The sequence below is a fragment of the Kitasatospora griseola genome, from assembly GCF_014648555.1.
Lineage (GTDB): Bacteria > Actinomycetota > Actinomycetes > Streptomycetales > Streptomycetaceae > Kitasatospora > Kitasatospora griseola.
Genome location: NZ_BMRI01000002.1, coordinates 283,422 through 303,111, shown reverse-complemented (window position 1 = coordinate 303,111; position 19,690 = coordinate 283,422). Strand labels below are relative to the sequence as shown.

Below are 19,690 nucleotides of genomic sequence, written 5' to 3'. Positions count from 1 at the left end.
ACCTCGGGCCGTTCCTCGACCACGGACGCGGCCCCACCCTGCCGCCCCCGCCGACCCGACCGGAGCCCGTGGCCGGCGACGGCTGGGGCGTGCCGCTGGACGTCAACGCCCTGAACGACGTGGTGGTGGAGAAACTCGCCCGCGACCACCAGGTCGGCGCGGGCGTCTACATCTCCGGCCGGTTGCTGGCCGCCTACTCCGCCGACGCCCTCGTGGTCGCCACGCCCACCGGCTCCACCGCGTACAGCTTCTCGGCCGGCGGGCCCGTGCTCTCCCCGCACATGGACGCCGTCGTCTTCACCCCGATCGCCGCCCACATGACCTTCAACCGCACGGTCGTGGCCGCCCCCGACGAACCGGTCGCGCTGCGCATCCTGCCGCACTCCGGCCGCGCCGCGGTCAGCATCGACGGCCAGCTCCGGGGCGTCCTCGACCCCGGCGACTGGATCGGCGTCTACCGGGCCCCGCAGCGCGTGCGACTGGTCCGGCTCCGGCCCACCGACTTCTACGGCCGGCTCCGGGACCGCTTCCGGCTCACCGACGCGCCCGCCGCCGCGACCGACGGCGAGTCCGCCCCGTTCTTCCGCCCCGACTCCTGCGTCCCCCCGGACCTGGCAGGCCTGCGGCTGGCCCCGCCCACCGCGGCCCGCTGAGGTCGCCTCAGTCGAGGGGCGGTGCGGGGGAGTCGTCGAGGCCGGCGAGGACGTCGTGCAGCCAGGCGAGTTCGGCCTCGGTGGTCGCCCGGGCGATCAGCAGGATGCCGCTGCGGAACGGGTCGGTGACCTCCTCCGCGCGCAGCGGCCGGGCCCCGTCGTAGAAGAAGCTGGCGGGTTCGCCGAGGAAGGCGAGCCGTCGGCGGAGCACGGCGGCCTGTTCGGCGGGGTCGTGGAGGTGGCGGAGGAAGGCCAGCACGGTGAACCAGCGGTTCTCGTCGCTGATGTCCAACTGCTGGGGTGTGCGCAGGCGTTCGAGGAGTGTGGCGCGCCCGGCGGGGGTGAGGTGCAGGGTGTGGCGGGGGGCGGCGACCGAGCCGGGCTCGGTCTCGCGGACGAGCAGGCCGTCGGCCTCCAGGCGCTTGATCGCCGGGTAGAGGGTGCCGTCGCTGATCGGGCGGACGTGGCCGGTGAGGGCGGCCAGGTGGCGGCGCAGTTCGTAGCCGTGCAGCGGCCGGTCGTGGAGGAACCCGAGGATCGCGAGCTTGAGCATGGGCCCATGCTGTCAGATCCGTGGATCACGGCCGTGTTATATCGATGGCGAGATACCTCGTCATCGAGGTATGGTCGCGCCGTTCCGCCATCGAGCAAGGAGAGACGACCGTGCGCCATGCCCCCGTGACCCCGAACGGCGACCGGATCCGCTGGGTGGAGCTCCCCGGCGCCGAACCCGCCCGGCTCTACCTGCACGGGCTCGGCGCCAGCTCGCCGGTGTACTGGGCCGCCGCAGCCGCGCACCCGCTGCTGACCGGCCGCCGGTCGCTGCTGCTCGACCTGCTCGGCTTCGGCATCAGCGACCGCCCGACGGACTTCACCTACACCCTGGAGGCGCACGCGGACGCCGTGGCGACCGCGTTGGACGCCGCCGGGGTGACGGGCGCCGAGGTCGTCGCGCACAGCCTGGGCGGCGCGGTGGCGGTGCTGCTCGCCGCCCGGCACCCGCGGCTCGTCTCGCGCCTGGTCCTGGTGGACGCCGCGCTCGACCCGGCCCCGCCGGTACCCCGCCCCGGCAGCAGCGCCATCGAGACCTGGACGGAGGAGGAGTTCCTCGCCGACGGCTGGCGGCGGACGGAGCAGCGGGTCGGCCCGGCCTGGTGGGCCACGATGCGCCTGGCCGGGCGCGAGGCCCTGTACCGGACGGCGGTGCACCGCGCGCGGGGGACGACGCCCGCGCTGCGCGACCAGCTCCGGGGCCTGCCCGTCCCGCGGACCTTCCTGCACCCGGCCGCCGACGGCGCGCCCGCCGAGGCCGAGCAGCTGACGGCCTCGGGCGTGGTCGTCCGGGCGGTGCCGGACTGCGGCCACAACATCATGCTCGACAACCCCGAGGCCTTCGCCCGCGCCACTGCGGATGCCCTGAACGGCTGACGCCCGTCCTCCGCGACAGCTCGGTGTGCCCGGCTGCGGTATGACTTTCGACGGATCCGGGCGGCCGGGTGCGCCCCGTAAGGTCGTCGGCATGCGAAAGAGCGGGGCAGCACTGCCGGTGGCGACGGCGATCGGGATCGCGCTGGGCATCGCCCACCTGTGGTGGGCGCTGCCCGCCGCCGTCCTGGCGTTCCTGCTGGGCCTGAGGCGGGACCAGGTCCGGCCCGCCGCCCAGGTGTTCGCCGCGCTGGCCGGGGTCGCCGTGCTGGCCGTGGGCGTGGTGCCCGGGTGGATCGTCCTGGGCACCCGGTTCATCGTCGTCGCCGTCGGCGCGGGCATGACGCCCTGGCTGCTGGGGCGGTACTGGAGCCAGTCCCGGGAGCTCGCCCGGGCCGGCTGGGAGCGCGCCGAGCGCCTCGAACACGAGCAGCGGCTGACGGCCGAACAGGCCCGGCTGCGCGAACGCGCCCGCATCGCCCGCGACATGCACGACGCCCTCGGCCACGACCTCAGCCTGCTCGCCCTGCGGGCCGGCGCCCTCACCCTCGCCCCCGACCTCGCCGAACCCCACCGCGCCGCCGCCCGCGACCTCCGGGCGGGCGCCGCCGCCGCGGTCGAGCGGCTCGGCGAAGTCATCGGCGTCCTGCGCGAGGACGACACCGCCGCCCCCGGCGACGGGCCCGCCGACACGGCCGTCCCCGACCTGCTCGCCGCGGCCGCCGCCGCCGGGCTTCCCCTGACCACTCGGATCACCGGCAGCCCCGACGGCCTGCCCCGCGCCGTCGAACACGCCGCCCACCGGGTGGTGCAGGAAGCGCTCACCAACGCCGCCAAGCACGCCCCGGCCGCGCCCGTCACCGCCACCGTCGACTACACCCCCGACGAGGTGCGGATACGCGTCGCCAACGGGCCCAGCTCCGCGCCGCCGGGGCCCGGCAGCGGGCAGGGCCTCGCCGGGCTCGACGAACGCGTCCGCCTGGCCGGCGGCCGCCTGCACGCCGGGCTCGCACCCGACGGCGGCTTCCAGGTCACCGCCCGGCTGCCCCGCACCGCCGCCCCGGCCGGACCCGCCGCGCCCCCGCGGCCCGCGCCCGCGCTGCGCGACGCCCGCCGCCGCACCCGCCGCGCCCTGCGCGCCGCGCTGATCGTCCCGCTCGCCACCGCGATGACCCTGACCGTCGCCCACCGCGCCTGGACGTACCACCTGGTCCACCGCTCGGTCCTCGACCCCGCCGTGTACGCCGACCTGCGGGTCGGACAGGACCGCGCCGAGCTCGACGCCCGCCTGCCCGACCGCCGCCTGCCCTACCGGCCGACCGCCGGGCCCGGCGCGCCGCCGCCCCCGCCCGGCGACGGCGTCCGCTGCGACTACTACGCCGTCACCGCCGACCTCTTCGTCGACCGGGCCGGAGACGCCTACCGGCTGTGCTACCAGGACAGCCGCCTGGTCTCCCGCGACCTGCTCGCCGCCTGACCCGCGCCCCCGCCCCACCCCGTACCGAAGGAGCCCACGATGGCCGCCGCGCCGATCCGGGTACTGCTCGCCGACGACGAACCGATGATCCGCGCCGGACTGCGCGCCGTGCTGGCCACCGACCCCGCCATCGACGTGGTCGCCGAAGCCGGCGACGGCCGCGAGGCCGTCGACCTGGCGCTGCGCCACCGCCCCGACGTCGCCGTCCTGGACATCCGGATGCCCCGCCTCGACGGGCTCGCGGCCGCCGCCGAACTGCGCCGCTGCGGCGCCGCCACCGGGGTGCTGATGCTCACCACCTTCGGCGAGGACGACTACATCCTGCGGGCGCTGGGCGGCGGCGCGAGCGGCTTCCTGGTGAAGTCCGGCGAGCCCGAGGAACTGCTCGCCGGTGTGCACGCCATCGCCTCCGGCGCCGCCTACCTGTCACCCAAGGTGGCCGCCCGGGTGGTCGCCCACCTCGCCGCGACCGGCGCCGGCGGCCCGGCCGGGCGGCGCGAAGCGGCCCGGGACCGGGTGGCCGCCCTCACCGCCCGGGAACGCGACGTGCTCGCGCTGGTCGCCGCGGGACTGTCCAACGGGCGCATCGCCCGCCGGCTGGGCGTGGTCGAAGGCACCGTGAAAGCCCACGTCAGCTCGATCCTGGCCCGCCTGGACGTGCCCAACCGGGCCGCCGCGGCGGTCCTCGCCCACGAAGCCGGACTGCCCGCCGCCGAGCCCGGGGGAGCCGGCCCGGCCCCGGCCTGACGGTGCCACCAGCGCGCCCAGCAGCGGCACGCCCGCCGCCGCCCGGACCGCCCGCACCGCCGCCGGACGGGCGACGGCCAGCAGCGCCGCCACCACCGCCGCGCCCAGCGCCGCACCCGCCAGCACGTCGTGCGGGTAGTGCACGCCCGCCGCCACCCGCAGCCCGGCCGTCGCCGCGCCGACCGGCAGCGCGAGCACCGCCAGGCGCGGCCGCGCCAGCGCCAGCCCGACGGCCAGCGCGGCGGCGAGCGTGGCGTGGTTGCTGGGGAACGACCAGTCCCCGGGCGGCGGGCACTGCGCCGCGACCTCCGCCGGAACGGCCAGGGCCCGGCAGGGGCGCTCCTCGCCCAGCGCCGTCTTCAGCACCTCGCTGAGCGCGTACGCCGCCACCGTCCCGCACACGACCAGCGCCAACGCCGCCACGGTGGCCGCCGACCGGCTCCGCGCCCGCCACCAGCACACCATCCACAGCGCGCCCAGCACCAGCAGCCCGACCTCGGTGGCGAGCTTCGGCAGCCCGGCCGGCAGCGCCTCCGAGAGGTGCCGGTACCCGGCGGCGGACCAGCCCGGCGCGGCCCCGCCGCCGGGCGGCGCCAGCGCGGCGACGGCGACGGCGCCGGAGCCGAGCAGGGCCGCGGCGAGGAGGGGACGGCGTCGCGGCGGGAGGCGGTGGGAGCCGGGGTCGGTCGCTCGGTGAAGGTGCGTCATGAGGCGGACGGTAGGCGGCCGCCGGGGCCGGTGGCCCGGCCCGAAGGTCCAGGCGCACCCCTGACCAAGGTCGGGGTTGACGTCCGGTCAGCTGTCGGGTCCGGCGAGTTGGAGGCGGTCCTCGCGGACGCGGGCGGCCAGGTCGAGTTCGGTGAAGGCGGGGCGGCCGACCCGGCGGTACCGGGGGCGTCGGGTGACGTGGATCACCTGTACCCCCCTCTTTGGGGGGGCTTGGCCCGCGGCGCTCGACCTGGCCGATCGACGGTGGGAAGGGTCAGGCGAAGGCCTCCGCGGAGTCGGAGGCGAGGCCCGCCAGGTCGACCGGTTCGCCGGTCCGGAGGGACGCCGCCGCGAGGTTGCGGGCGACCTCCGCGTCGGCCGCGTCGAACTGGGGGTCGGTGATCTCGAAGGTGGCGCTGGCGAAGCAGCCCCTGGCGGCGAGCGCCGGGTCGGGGTGCGGGTTGCGGTACAACTGCGCGGCCCTGTCGCGGAGTTCGAGCATGGTGGGGACGGCCGGCGCCAGGTGGCGGGGGTGGCCGTTGAACGCCGAGTCGAGGTAGCGCAGCAGGACGGCGTAGCGGGAGTTGAAGGCGACGGCCTGTTGGTAGACGGCGCTGGTCCGCTCGTACACCCGGTAGTCGGCGACCTTGGAGTCGCCGTGGATCGGGTGGGCGCCGTCCCAGTCGACGTCGATCAGCGGGCCGCTCGGCCGGTCCCTGGGGCGGTCGTGCGGGCCGTAGCTGCGCCCGGTGAAGATCTCGTTGAAGCGGAACCAGTGGGCGAGTTCGCGTTCCTCGCCGAAGGTCTCGTTGCTGTTCCAGATGGTGTCGTGGACGCCCTCGCCCTGCTCGGTGACGGTCTCGATCGCCAGCAGCGCGCCGGCCAGGTCCTCGACCGGGAAGACCTCGCCGCCGGAGTTGTAGAAGTCCTCCGGGCCGATCTGCCGCTCCGGCCCGCCGGTGAACACCCGGTCGTGGCCGAGCGTGCGGACCAGGTGCTCCAGACCCTCGCGGACGGCGTCGTAGAACTGCCCGATGGAGGTCCAGCCGCCGCCCGGGGCGGTCGGCGGCGTCATGCTCCTGGGCTGCTCGATCCGCAGGAAGGTCTTCAGCGCCGCGGGGGAGAAGTGCTGCAGCCCGATCGACGGGACGCTCTCGCCGCTGAACGGCAGCCTCGCCGGGTACTCGGCGACGACCCGGGAGTCGACCACCGGGGCGCCGCCGACCGCGTTGAGCAGGTTGGCGACCAGCGTCATGTGGAGCATCTCCTCCATCACGACGGCGCGGATCCCGTAGAAGGCCGCGCTGTTGGTGCCGGCGCGGATGGTGTACATGCCGGTCAGGTAGACCGGAATGGTGAGGTGCTCGACCTCCAGGGCCGCCTGCAGGCAGGTGCGCAGCTTCTCCAGCGTGTCGGGGACGGCGAACCCGGCCTTCTCCAGCGCGAGAGCGGTTCTCATGCGGGTACCTCCGCTTCGTCCGCCGGGCGGACGTCGGCCGGCCGCCGGTCGAGGACCAGGTCCTGGTGGATCTGCTCGGCGCTGCGCAGGGCGAGGGCCAGCATGGTGAGAGTGGGGTTGCTGGTGCCGATGGACGGCATGCTGCCGCAGCCGACGGCGTACAGGTTGGGGTGCTCCCAGGTGCGCTGGAACGCGTCGACCACGGAGTCCCTCGGGGAGCTGCCCATGACGTGCGTCCCGGCGCCGTGCCCGGCGCCGCTGTAGGCCAGGTCCAGGGTCGTCCCGTCGACGGTGTGGGTGAAGTGGCCGAGCGGCGGAACGCCGTCGCGGGGCGCGTGGTTCGTCCAGTCGGTGGCGTCGAGCCGCTGGAAGATCCGTGCGGCGACCAGCCGGGCCGCGTACACGCCGCTCCGGGTGTGCGGGTCGAGGTCGTAGGTCAGGACCGGGCGCAGGTTGCCCGTCGCGTCGCGGTGGCGGCGGTCGAGGGTGACCCGGTTGCCGGGGTTCGCCGACTGCTCGACGGCGATCTGCAGTTGGAGCTGACGGCCGATGGTGGAGCCGAGCAGCCGGCGCAGCTCCGGGCCGAAGACGCCGTCGGGGCGGATCTCGCCCTGCCGGTCGCCGCCGACGCCGAGGGCGGTGGCGACGTTGCTCATCGGCGCGCCGGTGGCCCAGCCCCAGCCCCAGTTGCCGATCTCGATCCGGAACGGGGCCCGCCGCCGGCGCCCCTCCCCGAACCGGAAGACCTCCCAGCCCGAGGTGTGGCCCGGCCCGCGGAACGGGCCGACGGGCCCTCTCCGCTCGTCCGCCAGCGCCCAGTTGAGGACGGTCGGGTGGTCCATCAGGTTGCGGCCGACCTGGTCGCTGCCGTTGGCGAGGCCGGAGAACAGCAGCAGGCGGGCGTTCTCGATCGCGTGCGCGGCGAGCACGACGACGCCCGCCTCGACCACGTACGACCGGCCGACCGGCGAGGCCGGGTCGGTGTAGGCGCGGAACTCCACGCCGCTCACCCGGCCGCCCATGGTCGGGCCCGCCAGCCGGACCCGGGTCACCACGCAGCGGGTGGCCGTGGTGACCGTCCTCGGGAAGCGGGCCTGCTGGCGCAGCGGGTGGGACTTGGCCTGCACCGGGCAGATCGGCACGCAGCTGGCGTTGCCGACGCAGCGCTCGCCGTAGTTGGGCAGGCCGACGGCGCTCGACGGCCGGTAGGGCCCCGGCCGGTAGTCCGGGTTCGGCGTCGAGTTGCGGGCCTGCGGCAGGCTGTGGACCTTCAACGGGTACTGCTCGTCGGCGACTTCGTCCAGGATCGGGGTGCCGTCGAGGCCCGTGCAGTACCGGTCGATCCAGCTGGCCGGGATCTGGTGCATCGGGAAGACGTAGTCGGGGTCCGTGACGACGCCGAGCTCGCGCTGGCCCTGCGCGTCCCCCGCCACGCCGATCTCGAACTCGGCCCGGGCGTACCAGGGTTGCAGGTCCGCCGCGGTGATCGGCCAGTCCCGGCCGTAGCCGAAGCGCTCGTTGGTGGCGAAGTCCTCGGGGTGCATCCGCGGCACCGCCCCGAGCCAGTGCATCGCGGCGCCGCCCAACTCCCGCAGGTAGTCGGTGCCGTACGGCAGCCGGCCGTTCTGCACGAAGTAGCCGTTGGCGGTGTACTCCCGCTCGCCCGGCTCCGGGTCGCGCACCGGGGCCAGGTCGAGGACGTCCGGGAAGGGCGCGGCGACGCTGCGCCGGTAGCCGGAGTTGGGCACCTTGGCGACGGCGGAGTAGAAGGTGGAGAGCGAGTCGAGGTAGCCGGGCCAGGTCTCGGCGCCGCCGTTGCCGGCCTCCAGGACCAGCACCTGCCAGCCGCGCTCGCCGAGGTCCTTGGCGAGCAGGCTGCCGGCCCAGCCGCCGCCGACGACGACGACGTCGTAGCGCCGGCGGACCGCCTCGTCCGCGCCGACGGTCCCGGTCATGCGCGCTCCCGCGAGGTGTCGGGCCGCTCGGCGGCGGTGGGGACGGCGGACGGCGGGACGTAGCGGGCGGCGCGCAGGCCCGGCAGCAGGTGCCCCGGTACGGCGTCCAGCGCGACCTCGGCGGTCAGTCCGGCACGGAACGGCAGTTCGCCGAGGCCGAGATCCTGACGAAGTGACAAAATGTCCGACTGCGGCGGGGGTTGGACCGACCAGGTGCCGAAGCCGGGTGGCTTGGCGCCGCCCGGATGTCCGTGGAAGGTCCGCCAGACCAGGCCCTCGACGTACGCCTCCGGCGCGACGACGAACTCCTCGTTGGCCGGCTGGCGGCGCAGCGCCGCGTGGGCGGCCGGCGCCAGGCGCGGCCAGGCGCCGGTGTGCCACAGGTAGGTGACGGCCCGGGCCACTTCCAGGTGGACGGGGGAGAGGCTCTGCGGACCGCCCCCGTCCGCGACGGCGGCGGTCCAGGCGGCCCAGAACTCGGCGAACCGGTCCGGGCCGACCTGCTGCCGGACGGTCTCCAGGTAGCGCTCGGCCATGCCGGTGGCGTACAGGTCGAACTCGGAGAACCCGGTCAGCGGCACGCACAGCTCGACGAAGTCCTGAACGTCCGCCGTCACGGCGGGACTTGTGGGATCCGACATCACGCTCCTCTCTCGCGGGGAGGTCGCCCGGCGCGGGGAGGGATGCCGTGCACTCGAACCGTTCTCGGGCGAACTGCCCCGATTCTTCGCCCACCTCGGCGCCGCGTCGTGGTTCCCGCCGGGAGGGGACCGGGGATTCACCCGTCCGGCGGTGGAGCGGAGCGCGCCCGGGGAGCTGTTCCGGTCGCCCGCTCCGTGCCGAGCGCCGCAGGCCGGGGCGACCTGCGGCGCTCGGTGGTGAACGGGGCGCGCGGTACTCGCCGTTCAGCCCTTGACGGCCCCGGCGGCGAGGCCGGAGGCGATCCTGCGCTGCACGACGAGGAAGAACACCACCACGGGCAGCGCGGTCAGCGTGGCGCCCGCCATGAGACCGCCGTAGTCGGTGCCGAAGCCGGTCTGGAAGGAGACCAGCCAGATGCTGACGGTCTGCTTCGTCGGGGTGGACAGCAGCACGTAGACGAGGACGTACTCGTTCCAGGCCTGGACGAGCGCGAACACCGAGGTGGCGACGATGCCGGGCGCGAGCAGCGGGAGGACCACCCGGCGGAACGCGCCGAGCCGGCTGCAGCCGTCGACCATGGCGGCCTCCTCCAGCTCCACCGGCACGCCGGCGATGAACCCGCGCAGCATCCACACCGTGAACGGCAGCGTGAACACCAGGTAGGTGAGGACCACCCCGGCGATGCTGTCGGTCATCCCGACGTCGTTCAGCAGCAGGTACACCGGGATGATCAGGGCGGTGAGCGGGACCATCTGCACGACCAGGATCACCACCACGAACGCCCGCCGGCCCAGGAAGCGGAACCGGGCCAGCGCGAACGCCGCGAGGGCGCCGACGACCAGCGACACCAGGACGGTGCCGACGCCGATCAGGACGCTGGAGCGCACGTTGGCCCAGAATGTCTCCGTGTGCAGGGCCCGGGAGAAGTTGGCGAGCGTGGGCCGGCCGGGCCAGAAGTGCGGCGGCAGGCTGAGGATCTCGTTGGCCGGCCGGAACGCGGTGAGCACCATCCAGTACACCGGGAAGCCGACCACCGCGGCCACCACCAGCCCCAGCAGGTCGAGGGCCGGCGACCGCCGTCGTCTCATTCGATCTCTCCCGTCCTGAGCATCTGGCGCAAGTAAATGACCGATCCGGCGAGCAGGAGTACAACGGTCACCAGGGCGATGGCGGCGCCGGTGCTGTACCGGTTGACGGCGAACGACTCGATGAAGGAGTAGATGCCGAGCAGGTAGTACTCCCGCTCGGGCTGGCCGCCGCGCATCAGCCAGATCTGGTTGAAGACGCCGAAGTCCCAGATGGCCATCAGTGTGGTGACCATCAGCAGGACCGGCCTGATCACCGGAAGGGTGACGTGCCGGAAGACCTGGAACGGCCGGGCGCCGTCGAGCACCGCGGACTCCTCCAGCTCCGCCGGGACCTGCGCCAACGCGGCCCGCAGGGTGATCGCCGCGAACGGCAGCGCGCCCCACACCACGACGGCGACGATGACGGCGAAGCCCTGCCAGGGGTCGGTGAACCAGTTGTGCTTGGCCAGGTCGACCCCGGGCAGCAGGGACAGCGTCCAGTTCACCGCGCCGTAGTCGGCGTCGAAGAGCCAGCGGAAGATCGACGCGGCGACCATGGCCGGCATCGCCCACACCGTGACCAGCACCCCGGCGATGACGGCGCGCACCCACGGCGAGACGCGGTGCATCAGCTGCGCGGTGAACAGCCCGCAGAGCACGGTGAGGGCGACGCACACCGCGGTGAACACCACCGTGCGCAGCACCACCGTCCAGAAGAACCCGTCGCCGAGGATCCGCCGGAACTGGTCCAGCCCCGCCCACGGCGGCGCCGCGCCGCTGAACAGCTGTTCGCGGGTCATGTCCTGGAAGGCGAGCAGGACCATGTCCACGAGCGGGTAGCCGAGCACCAGGACGAGCGCGAGGACGGTCGGGCCGATCAGCAGGTACGGCAGCAGCGACGGCCGGCGCCGCCGGACCCGGTCAGCGCTCATTGATCACTTCGTCGATCCGCCGGTCGGCGTCCCGGGCGGCGTCCTGCACCGAGGCCTTGCCGTTGGCGATCCGTTCGAGCATCTCGGGCAGGACGTTGGACTTCTCCACCGACGTCCAGCCCGGCGCGAACGGGGTCATCCAGCCGCCGGTGGCAGCGGCCCGGGCGGACGGCCCGTTGATGCCGCCGGCGGCGACCTCGGCCAGCTGGGCGGTGTTGTTGGGCAGGGTGTTCGCGGCGATCAGCGCCTTCTGCGACTCCCGGTCGGTGAACAGCTTGATCCAGTCGGCGGCCAGGTCCTTGCGCGCGGACTTGGCCGGCACGGCCAGCGTGGACCCGCCGAGGAACGGCGGCAGGAGCTTCCCGGACGGGCCGGGGAACGGGAAGGTGGCGAACTCGTCCTTCAGCTTCGGGTCCCCGCCGGAGCGCGGGTCGGCGGCGGCGTCGGCCTCCCAGGTGTTGCCGTAGAACACGCCCACGTGGCCCTGGCCGACGACGCCCGGCTGGTCGCCGTTGTCCTTGGCGCGGTCGCCGACGTAGTAGGCGTCGATCAGCCGCTTCCACTCGGTGAGCCCCGCCACGGACTTCGGCGAGGACAGCGAGGCCTTCCAGCGGTCGCCGTCCCGCACGGCGATCTCGCCGCCCGCGTCCTTCACGAACGCCATGGCCGCGTACCAGTACCGGCCCGGCAGGTAGAAGGCGGAGAAGTTCGGGTCGGCGGGGCCGAACGTGCTCTTCAACTTGTCGAACGCCGCGAGCAGTTCGGGATAGGTCTTCGGCGCGCCGGCGACGCCGGCCCGACTGAACAGGTCGGTGCGGTAGATCCCGACCCGGGCCCCGACGTAGTAGGGCACGCAGTACGTCCTGCCGTCCTTGCGGCAGGCGTCGGCGAGGGCCGGCAGCCAGGCGTCCGACTGGTCGAAGCGGGCCGGGTCGACCGGGGCGAACGCGCCGTTGACGATGTAGTTGGTGGTCTCGCTGTTGCCCATCTCCACCACGTCGGGCACGTTCTTCCCGGCGAGGACGGCGTCCAGCTTCTGGTTCTTCGTCGTCCACTGCTGGTACTGGACATCGACCTTGACCCCGGGGTGGGCCTTGGCGAAACGGTCATTGGTGGACTGGACCAATTCCGGCCAGGTCTCCTGGGCGTCGACGGCCAGCCACACCGTCAACTTGCCGCCGGCGTCGGAGCCGCCGCCCGAGCCGGAGCTGCAGCCGGCCAGGGCCAGGGCCAGGAGGGACGTGAGGATCAGGGGGCGGTAGCGCACGCGAATGGTCATGGGGGTCTCCAACATCACTGTGAGGGTGATGATTTGATTACCCATCAGGTCTGCGTACGGTGCAGTGGTCTAGACATTCGGCCGGAAGACGACGTTCGCCGTCCCGGAGCGGCCCGGTCGCGGCCCGGACGCGGACGAGGGCCGGGTCAGGCCGTGGGGGACGGCAGTTGCGGCACCTCGAACGGCAGGTTCCGCAGGTAGAACTGGGCCAGCGCGTCCCACAGCACCCGTTCCGCGGCCAGGTCGGGTGCGGCGGAGTCGAGTTCCAGGTGCTTCAGCAGCGCCCGGCGGTGAAGGTCGACGGCGACCTTGATCTCCTGGCCGTAGGAGACGGCGACCTGCAGCAGCACCCGGTACCCGACCCAGGCGGCCGGCCAGCCCAGCAGGCACCAGGCGGCCGGGCCGAAGCGGCCGCCGTCCAGCACCAGCAGGACCGGCCAGAGCGTGCCGAACGCGGCCGCCAGCACGACCAGGGAGGCCACGCAGTCGAGCGCCGACCGTGCGTCGGCCAGCCGGGTCCGACAGTCCTCCGGCAGCAGCGGGTGCAGGCGCGGCCAGATCACCGCGGTGTCCACGCCGTAGCGCTCCAACGGGTAGTACTCCGCGGCGCGCAGCCGGTTGCCGAACGCGGTCGGCAGACAGCCGGCGGCGAGCCGGGAGCGCGGCGGATAGTCCGTCTGGAGCCGCACCGCCAGGGCGGAGCGGGCGGCCGGGTCAGCCGCCACCTGCCGCCAGCCGTCCGTCGCGAGGCGGCGGTGGTGCTCCGTCCGGCGGCGGCCGAGCGCCGCCAGCGGGCCGGCCGGCGACCAGTAGCCCTCCAGCAGCCGGAGCGCCGGGAGTTGGAAGAAGGAGAGCAGATAGCCGGTCACGGCCAGCGACAGCAGGCCGGCGAGCGCGATCACCGCCTGCCCCAGCGTCCCGTGCCGGTGCCAGGCGTCCAGCGCCGCGTCGAACGAGCGGCCGGACAGCGTCAGCACGACCGGGGCCGAGACCGCCCCCACGAGGGCGAGCGGCAGCAGCACCGCGATGACGAACCGTGAACCGAAGAACCGCTCGACACTGCCGAGGCCCCCGTCGAGAAGGGTGCTCATCGGGCCTTCCGCGCCATCAGGTCGCCGTGCGAGCAGCGCGGCGGCTCCTCCGGGTCGTAGTACGCGACGACCTGGTCCTCCTGGTGGACGGCGCAGGTGAACAGCAGGGTGGTCAGCGGCAGGCCCGGCACGTCGTCGTTCAGATAGGTGCCGCGGTCCGGCGGCAGGCCGGCCGGGGCCGGTCCGCCCTGCTGCCCGGGCCCTTCCGCTGCCGCGCCCTGCTGCCCGGGCATCTCCGCCCCGCCCCGCTGCCCGGACTCTTCCGCTCCGCTCACAACGCCCCCTGCACGGTGAAGCCACCCCAGAACCCGGGGTGGGAGTAGTCCGGATACCTCCGCACGGCGAGCTGGGCGCTCCGCGCGGCCTGCGCCAAGTCGCCTCCGGAGCGGGCCAGTTCGGGGTAGAGCAGCCGGTTGAACAGCAACGCGGCGTCGTCCCGCACCGGCCAGAGCGGCGCCACCACGACCTCCGCGCCGGCCGCCAGGAACGCCGACGGCAGGCCCTCGCCCTCGCCGCCCAGCGTCCGGTGCTCCGCCCCGGCCCGGCAACCGCTGATGTTGACCAGGCGCGGCACCCGCGGCGCGCAGGCGATCTCGAACGCGAACAGCGGCCGGTCCGCCAGCAGGATCCGGGCCAGATTGGGCTCCCGGGCCCCGAAGGCGGCATGGCCCGCGAGGTGCAGCAGGTCGGCCGTGGCGAAGCTGCCGAGGACGGCCGCCGCGGTCGCCTCGTCGCCGTGCAGCACGGTCGTGCCGGGGAAGACCGCCCGCACCGCGTCCGCCTCGGCGTGCACCGCGGGCAGGTCGGGCAGCAGTTCGTAGCGGGGCGAGCGGACCGCGCCCACCACGGCGCCCCCGGCCCGCTGCGGGGCCGGCCCGGGCCCGCGGCGGAGCAGGTGCGCGAGCGACGGCAGGGACCGCACCTCGGCGCTCACCACCAGCGGCTCCCCGCGGAACGGCGCGGCGTGGAACGGAAACTCCTCCAGCACCCCCTGTGCCGTGACGAAGACCCGCCCCACCCCGGCCAGCAGGTCCGCCACCGGATCCAGCACGGCCGCGCCGAGCCGGTCCAGGCCCTCCGTGCCGCTCCGCCGCAGGCACTCGTCCCTGGCCAGGGCAGCCAGCCGCTCCAACTCCTCGGCCGGGAGCGCGATGCTGCGCCGGAACACTGCGCCGTCGCGGACCGCCAGCACCATGCCGTCCCCCTGGTCGCTGCGTCCGTACCAGAGCGCGAGCTCACCGGCCCGCACCGCCCGCGGCAGGGCCTCGGCGAGCTCGGCGACCGTCCGGGCCGGCTGCGCCCCCTGCTGCCCGCCGGCCTGGCTCTGCCAGGTCTCCAGGAGCTCCCGCGCCCGGTTCTCCTGGTTGTCCAGCTCGGCCCGGTCGCCCGCCACGACGGCCGCCGTCGCGGACCGGGTGAGCTGCCCGACCCGGTGCCGCAACTCGTCCTGCGCCGCGGCGCCCGGGTGCAGCGGCCCCCGGCCGCCCCGTCCGACGGCCGCGAGCACGCCGACCGCGAGGTCCGGCCGGTGCGCCTGGAGCGCCGCGCCGACCGCACGCCCGACGAGGTGCGCGCTGCGTTCCAGGAAGAAGCTGCGCCCGGCCAGCGAGTCCGCCGTCGGCCGGGCGAACCGTGCGTCGACGGCCTGGACGTAGCAGGCCAGGGCTTCGGTGGGGCGGCCCTGGCTGTCCCTCAACTCGGCGGTGCTGCGCAGCAGGTCGTGAACGTCGCGGTCGCTGCCGGCGTCCGCGCGCCAGTCCTCCAGGGCGCGGTCCGCGTCGTCCAGCAGCCCCAGGTCGGTGAGCGCCTGCACGCGCTGGTGGTGCAGGTAGCCGGTGACGAACGTCTGCCCCCGGGACGGCTTCGGCTCCAGCCGGGCGCCGATCCGCATCCCCTCCTCGGCGCGCAGCAGCGCCTGTTCGGGCAGGCCGAGCCGGGTCATCAGACCGGCCGTCCTGGCGTGGACGGCCCGGAGCCCGTGGTCGTCCCCCGCCCGCTCCAGCAGCGCGCGGGCGCGCTCCAGGGCGGTCATCGCGTCGGACACCCGGCGGAGTGCGCCCAGCGCGACGCCCAGCTCCAGGTACGCCCGGCCCTGCTGCAGCGGCGACCCGTGCTCCTCGAAGCCCTGGGTGGCCAGCAGGGCCAGGTGGACGTGCCGCCGAGGGGACACCCCCGCCCGGAGCGGGTTGCCGCCGAGCGCCACCAGCAGCTGAGCGCTCAGGGCCGGGCCGACGCCGCCGAGGCGCTGCATCGCCTCCATCCCGTCCCAGACCGCCGTCATCAGCATGTCCCAGGTGGCGGCCGCCCCGACCGCGAGCTCCTTGACGTAGGCGCTCGGCACCAGGCACATGGGCTCGGTGAAGAACACGTGGTGCACGGCGTCCGCCCCCAGGTGCACCACGGCCAGGTCGGCCCCCGGGGTGCGGCTCAGGAAGTCCTGGTAGGCCGTCGACGGCTCGCCGCCGCCCGGCCCGGTGTCGCCGCTCATCCTCGATCACCGCGCCTCTCCAGTCGGTCGGCCATGGCGTCCGCCAACTCGGACTGGTCCACGGCCCGGTTCATCCGGAGGATCGCCGACAGCGCCCGCCACAGCGTCGCGGTGTCCTCCAGCCAGATGACGTCGGACAGCGCGAGCCGGCGCAGCCCCGCCCAGTCGCCCCGCTCGAACGCCGAGTGCCGCAGGCCCTGCCGGGTCGCCAACTCCTGTGGCGTGGGCTCCCGTTCGGTCACCAGCCGGCTGACCAGCTCCTTGGCCAGACCTGTTGGGTCGCACCGCCAGTCGACCGCGACCAGCCGGGCCAGCCGCTCCCGCCCGCCGGCCGCCCAGGTGAGGCGCGCGGCCGGCAGCACCGAACCCAGCAGCGAGACGGCATCGGTCGGCGGACAGCGCAGCAGCGTCGTCAGGGCGAGCTCCGGCCGGTCGAGCCGCAGGTAGCAGTTGGACAGCAGCGGCAGCGTGACCGCCAGGCCCGACTCTCCGAGCTCGACCGCGCCCGAGCCGATCAGATCGGCCGCGAGCCGGTCAGCGGGCACCCCCGCCTGCTCGCCGTACACCACCGCGTACGCGACCAGCCGCACCAGCGTGCCGCGGACGCCGGCCGCGAGATCGGGGCCGGCGCTGTCGTTCCCCGCCAGCCCGAAGTCGATCGGCCGCAGCCAGCGCACGTACCGCCGCGACTCCCGCATCAGATACTCCCGGGCGGCCCCGGGCCCCTGCTGCCGGGCCATCCGCTCCGCCTCGGCCAGGATCGGCCCCGCGTCCACCCGGAGGGACGCCTCCGCCGGCCCCGCCCCCGCTCCGTCCAACGCCCGGGCCAGCCCCGCCTCAAGGGCGAGCGCTTCCCCCACTTCCCGCGGATCCCCGCTCACGGTGAACCCGTTTCCCCCGGTTTCCATGCCCGTAGCGTAGCCCCGGCCCCTGTCGCGCAAGGGACTTGCGGGCGAGATGCGCGGCCGCCCGGCGGTCAGACGACGCGCGAGGGGCCCCGTTGCGCCGAGGCCGGGGTTCGCAGGCCGATCCCGGGGTCTCGGGGCTCGGAGTTCGGGGGCTCGGAGCTTCGGGGCTCGGAGTTCCGGGATTCGAGGCTCCCGGGTTCGGGGCTCCGGGGTAGTGCCGGGCCGCAGGGTGCCGGGGCGGGGGCGGCCAGTGGGGGGTCGACGGTGAGTGCGGTGATGCCCAGCGGCTCGCACAGAGCGCGCAGGGCGGGCTCGGCGAGGGCGATCCGGGGATGGTCGGGGCCGAGGACGGCGATCAGGCGCTGCTCGGAGGTGAAGGCGACCGCGGTCCGGTCACCGACGGCGGTACGGAAGACGCGGAGCGTGTGGCCCGCCGGACCCGATCGGACGGGTACCACCAGCCGTCCGGTCGGGGTGCGTTCCGACGGCTTCGAACGCTCGGGGTCCCGCAGCTGCTGCTTCACGGCCTACCTCCACACGACGGGCGGACACCAGGCGCCGCTCACGGGCGCAGCAGAGACGCTATCCCCGCTCGGCACCAGCGACGACGCCGTCCTGTCGCGTTCCTGACCGGGCGGGGTGCGATCCGTACGGACCGTTGACGTGCCGCGCCGAGCGTCGGCCGCTTCCGTCAACGTCCCGTCAGGGCAGGCCCGATCGGTGTAGCCGCCGCGTCAAGAACCGGTGCGGGCGACGGACGGCGGGCGTGCACTGGAGTCGTGGGCGCAGCCGCTCCGAAGGCCCGCCCCTCGCCCCCCGGTGAAAGGGACCACGCCATGACCGACCTCCAGCTCGCCCCCGTGAACCAGGCGCCGAACGGGCAGCACGACCGGCCCGGCGACGCGACCCTCCGCCGCCTGCTGCGCGGATCGGTCTTCGACACCCGGTCCGACGGCGCTCCCGAGAACCGGCCCGCGCCCGACCGGACCCGCCGCCCCGTCGCCGGGCACTGCCGCTACACCATGCACTACGAGGACTGACGGCGCGTCGGCGACACCGCCCGCCCACCGGGCCCCGGACGGCCGACCGCCGCCGGGGCCGAACCCGCCCTTCGGACCAGGAGAACCCCCGCGATGACCACCCTCTCCGACCTGCCCGAACTGAGCCCCGTCCGTTCGGCGCCCCGCCCGCTCGGCAGCCCCTGGCCCGCGTCCGCCCGGCCCCGACGCGACGGCGACCTTACCCTCGGCGGCGTCAGCCTGTGCGAGGCCGCCGAGCGGTTCGGGACCCCGCTGTACGTACTCGACGAGGACGAGGTCCGCCGGCGCGCCCGGGCCTACCGCCGCGCCCTGCCGCACGCCGACGTGTTGTACGCCGCGAAGGCGTTCCTCTGCACGGCGATGGCCGAGTGGATCGCCGACGAGGGACTGGGCCTCGACGTCTGCTCGGCCGGCGAGCTGAGCCTCGCCGCCGCCGCGGGCTTCCCGCCCGAACGGATCCTCCTGCACGGCAACGCCAAGACCCCCGAGGAACTGCGGCTGGCCCGCCGCCTGCGGGTCGGCCGGATCGTGATCGACAACTTCGCCGAAGTCCCGCGCCTGGCCGCCCTCACCGCGGCCGACACCCCGCAGCGCGTCCTGGTACGCGTCCTGCCCGGCGTCGCCGCCGGACACCACAGCGCCGTCCGCACCGGCGTCGACGGACAGAAGTTCGGCTTCTCGATCGCCGCCGGCGAGGCCGCCGAGGTGATCCGCCGCATCCTCGCCCAACCGGGCCTCCGCCTGACCGGCCTGCACTGCCACCTCGGCTCCCAGATCACCGACACCGCCCCCTACCTCACGGCCCTCGACCGCCTGGTCGACCTGCTCGCCCTGATCCGCGACCGGCACGGCGTCGAACTCCCCGAACTCGACCTGGGCGGCGGCCACGGCGTGCGCTACCTCCCCGACGACCCCGAACTCGCCCCCGAGCGCTTCGCCGCCGAAATCACCACCCGCCTGGCCGCCCGCTGCGCCGAGAACGGCCTGGCCGTACCGAAGTTGACCATCGAACCGGGCCGGGCGATCGCGGCCCCCGCCGCCGTCGCCGTCTACCGGGTGCTCTCCGTCAAACACACCGCGGACGGCCACGCCTTCGCCGCCGTCGACGGCGGCATGAGCGACAACCCCCGCCCCGCGCTCTACGGCTCCGCCTACACCGTCCGCCTCCTGGGCCGCACCAGCACCGCCCCGACCCGCCCCTTCGACGTCGTCGGCCGCCACTGCGAAGCCGGCGACATCCTGGCCCGCAACACCCCCCTCCCCGCCGACCTCCGCCCCGGCGACCTCCTCACCACCCCCACCGCCGGCGCCTACCACCTCTCCATGTCCTCCACCTACAACCTCACCGGCCGCCCACCCGTCGCCACCGTCCACGCCAACCACCTCCGCCTCCTGATCCGCCGCGAAACCCTCACCGACCTCCACACCCGCGAAGTCACCCCCTGACCCGCCGCCCGGCGTCGCTCGAACGCGGGCTTCTGAACGGCCGTCAGGGGTTGAGGAGTTGGTCGAAGTCTGTCGGGTGGGTGCCGCGGCGGGTGCGGGCGGCGGATTTCAGGGCTTCGGTGGGGACGCCGGTGGCGGTGCGGGGGGAGGGGGTTTCGGGGGTGTGCTCGTAGGGCTGGGCGATGGTGTCGAGGGCCGGTCGCAGGTGTCCGGTCGGAGGAGGTGTGCCCAGTCGGTTGTGGCGGGCAGGAGCATTGCGGCAAGGACGGCCAGCAGGGTGCGTCGGTGGGGTGTGCCGGACGGGGGCGGGTCGGCGGGGGCGGGAGGGGCGGAGGCGGGGACCGGGGCGGTGGGGCGGCGCGGCGGTGGGGGC

At 74.9% G+C, this 19,690-nt stretch carries 18 protein-coding genes and 3 pseudogenes; 7 read left to right on the top strand and 14 right to left on the bottom strand.

The annotated features are described in order from the left end of the window. Positions 1–653 (top strand): annotated as a pseudogene (locus IEZ12_RS37660) (NAD(+)/NADH kinase); the annotation flags it as partial. Between the two features lie 7 nt (positions 654–660). On the opposite strand, the gene IEZ12_RS03725 reads toward IEZ12_RS37660, so the two are convergent. After that, positions 661–1,206 carry a PadR family transcriptional regulator gene (locus IEZ12_RS03725; RefSeq protein WP_189270794.1) on the bottom strand — a complete coding sequence of 182 codons (546 nt, stop codon included), beginning with the start codon at positions 1,204–1,206 and terminating at the stop codon, positions 661–663. Between the two features lie 110 nt (positions 1,207–1,316). On the opposite strand from IEZ12_RS03725, the gene IEZ12_RS03720 reads away from it, so the two are divergent. From IEZ12_RS03720 to IEZ12_RS03710, 3 genes are all read left to right on the top strand, one after another. Continuing rightward, positions 1,317–2,081, top strand: a complete 765-nt coding sequence (locus IEZ12_RS03720; RefSeq protein WP_189270793.1) for an alpha/beta fold hydrolase — start codon at positions 1,317–1,319, stop codon at positions 2,079–2,081. A 91-nt stretch (positions 2,082–2,172) separates the two neighbouring features. Beyond that, positions 2,173–3,555: a sensor histidine kinase gene (locus tag IEZ12_RS03715; RefSeq protein ID WP_229847200.1), complete on the top strand. Its 1,383-nt coding sequence runs from the start codon at positions 2,173–2,175 to the stop codon at positions 3,553–3,555. 39 nt (positions 3,556–3,594) lie between these two features. After that, positions 3,595–4,302, top strand: a complete 708-nt coding sequence (locus tag IEZ12_RS03710; RefSeq protein WP_043910520.1) for a response regulator — start codon at positions 3,595–3,597, stop codon at positions 4,300–4,302. A gap of 132 nt (positions 4,303–4,434) precedes the next feature. Here IEZ12_RS03710 and IEZ12_RS37650 read toward each other — a convergent pair. Then, positions 4,435–4,668: pseudogene (locus tag IEZ12_RS37650) on the bottom strand (phosphatase PAP2 family protein); the annotation flags it as partial. On the opposite strand from IEZ12_RS37650, the gene IEZ12_RS37645 reads away from it, so the two are divergent. After that, positions 4,562–4,999, top strand: coding sequence for a hypothetical protein (locus IEZ12_RS37645; RefSeq protein WP_229847237.1), 438 nt, complete (start codon positions 4,562–4,564; stop codon positions 4,997–4,999). The pseudogene IEZ12_RS37650 and the gene IEZ12_RS37645 sit on opposite strands and share 107 nt — an antisense overlap. 285 nt (positions 5,000–5,284) lie before the next feature. Here IEZ12_RS37645 and IEZ12_RS03700 read toward each other — a convergent pair whose 3' ends face one another. From IEZ12_RS03700 to IEZ12_RS03650, 11 genes are all read right to left on the bottom strand, one after another. After that, positions 5,285–6,469, bottom strand: a complete 1,185-nt coding sequence (locus IEZ12_RS03700; protein ID WP_189270792.1) for a ferritin-like domain-containing protein — start codon at positions 6,467–6,469, stop codon at positions 5,285–5,287. Next, positions 6,466–8,424, bottom strand: coding sequence for a GMC oxidoreductase (locus IEZ12_RS03695; RefSeq protein WP_189270791.1), 1,959 nt, complete (start codon positions 8,422–8,424; stop codon positions 6,466–6,468). Before IEZ12_RS03695 ends, IEZ12_RS03700 begins: the two co-directional genes overlap by 4 nt. Then, the gene (locus IEZ12_RS03690; RefSeq protein ID WP_229847199.1) at positions 8,421–9,041 is read right to left on the bottom strand and encodes a hypothetical protein; all 621 of its coding nucleotides are present in this window, start codon (positions 9,039–9,041) and stop codon (positions 8,421–8,423) included. Before IEZ12_RS03690 ends, IEZ12_RS03695 begins: the two co-directional genes overlap by 4 nt. A 288-nt stretch (positions 9,042–9,329) precedes the next feature. Beyond that, positions 9,330–10,154: a carbohydrate ABC transporter permease gene (locus tag IEZ12_RS03685; protein ID WP_189270789.1), complete on the bottom strand. Its 825-nt coding sequence runs from the start codon at positions 10,152–10,154 to the stop codon at positions 9,330–9,332. Beyond that, the gene (locus IEZ12_RS03680) at positions 10,151–11,065 is read right to left on the bottom strand and encodes a carbohydrate ABC transporter permease (RefSeq protein ID WP_189270788.1); all 915 of its coding nucleotides are present in this window, start codon (positions 11,063–11,065) and stop codon (positions 10,151–10,153) included. The genes IEZ12_RS03685 and IEZ12_RS03680 overlap by 4 nt, the downstream gene beginning before the upstream one ends. After that, positions 11,055–12,344: an extracellular solute-binding protein gene (locus IEZ12_RS03675; RefSeq protein WP_189270787.1), complete on the bottom strand. Its 1,290-nt coding sequence runs from the start codon at positions 12,342–12,344 to the stop codon at positions 11,055–11,057. Before IEZ12_RS03675 ends, IEZ12_RS03680 begins: the two co-directional genes overlap by 11 nt. Before the next feature lie 146 nt (positions 12,345–12,490). Continuing rightward, entirely contained in the window at positions 12,491–13,435 is a 945-nt protein-coding gene (locus IEZ12_RS03670) for a hypothetical protein (RefSeq protein WP_189270786.1), read from the bottom strand. Beyond that, positions 13,432–13,710 carry a hypothetical protein gene (locus IEZ12_RS03665; protein WP_189270785.1) on the bottom strand — a complete coding sequence of 93 codons (279 nt, stop codon included), beginning with the start codon at positions 13,708–13,710 and terminating at the stop codon, positions 13,432–13,434. The genes IEZ12_RS03670 and IEZ12_RS03665 overlap by 4 nt, the downstream gene beginning before the upstream one ends. Beyond that, a complete protein-coding gene (locus IEZ12_RS03660) occupies positions 13,707–15,923 on the bottom strand; it encodes a CHAT domain-containing protein (protein ID WP_189270784.1) in 2,217 nt (738 codons plus the stop codon). Before IEZ12_RS03660 ends, IEZ12_RS03665 begins: the two co-directional genes overlap by 4 nt. Continuing rightward, positions 15,920–16,831: a hypothetical protein gene (locus tag IEZ12_RS03655; RefSeq protein WP_189270783.1), complete on the bottom strand. Its 912-nt coding sequence runs from the start codon at positions 16,829–16,831 to the stop codon at positions 15,920–15,922. The genes IEZ12_RS03660 and IEZ12_RS03655 overlap by 4 nt, the downstream gene beginning before the upstream one ends. A gap of 68 nt (positions 16,832–16,899) precedes the next feature. Beyond that, complete coding sequence (locus tag IEZ12_RS03650; RefSeq protein WP_189270782.1) at positions 16,900–17,355, bottom strand: SAV_915 family protein; 456 nt, start codon at positions 17,353–17,355, stop codon at positions 16,900–16,902. 312 nt (positions 17,356–17,667) lie between these two features. Here IEZ12_RS03650 and IEZ12_RS03645 point away from each other — a divergent pair, with 312 nt between their 5' ends. Both IEZ12_RS03645 and lysA read left to right on the top strand, forming a co-directional pair. Continuing rightward, positions 17,668–17,871, top strand: coding sequence for a hypothetical protein (locus IEZ12_RS03645; RefSeq protein WP_189270781.1), 204 nt, complete (start codon positions 17,668–17,670; stop codon positions 17,869–17,871). Positions 17,872–17,964: 93 nt separating this feature from the next. Next, a complete protein-coding gene (gene lysA, locus IEZ12_RS03640; RefSeq protein ID WP_189270780.1) occupies positions 17,965–19,317 on the top strand; it encodes a diaminopimelate decarboxylase in 1,353 nt (450 codons plus the stop codon). A 43-nt stretch (positions 19,318–19,360) separates the two neighbouring features. Here lysA and IEZ12_RS37640 read toward each other — a convergent pair. Continuing rightward, positions 19,361–19,690: pseudogene (locus IEZ12_RS37640) on the bottom strand (hypothetical protein); the annotation flags it as partial.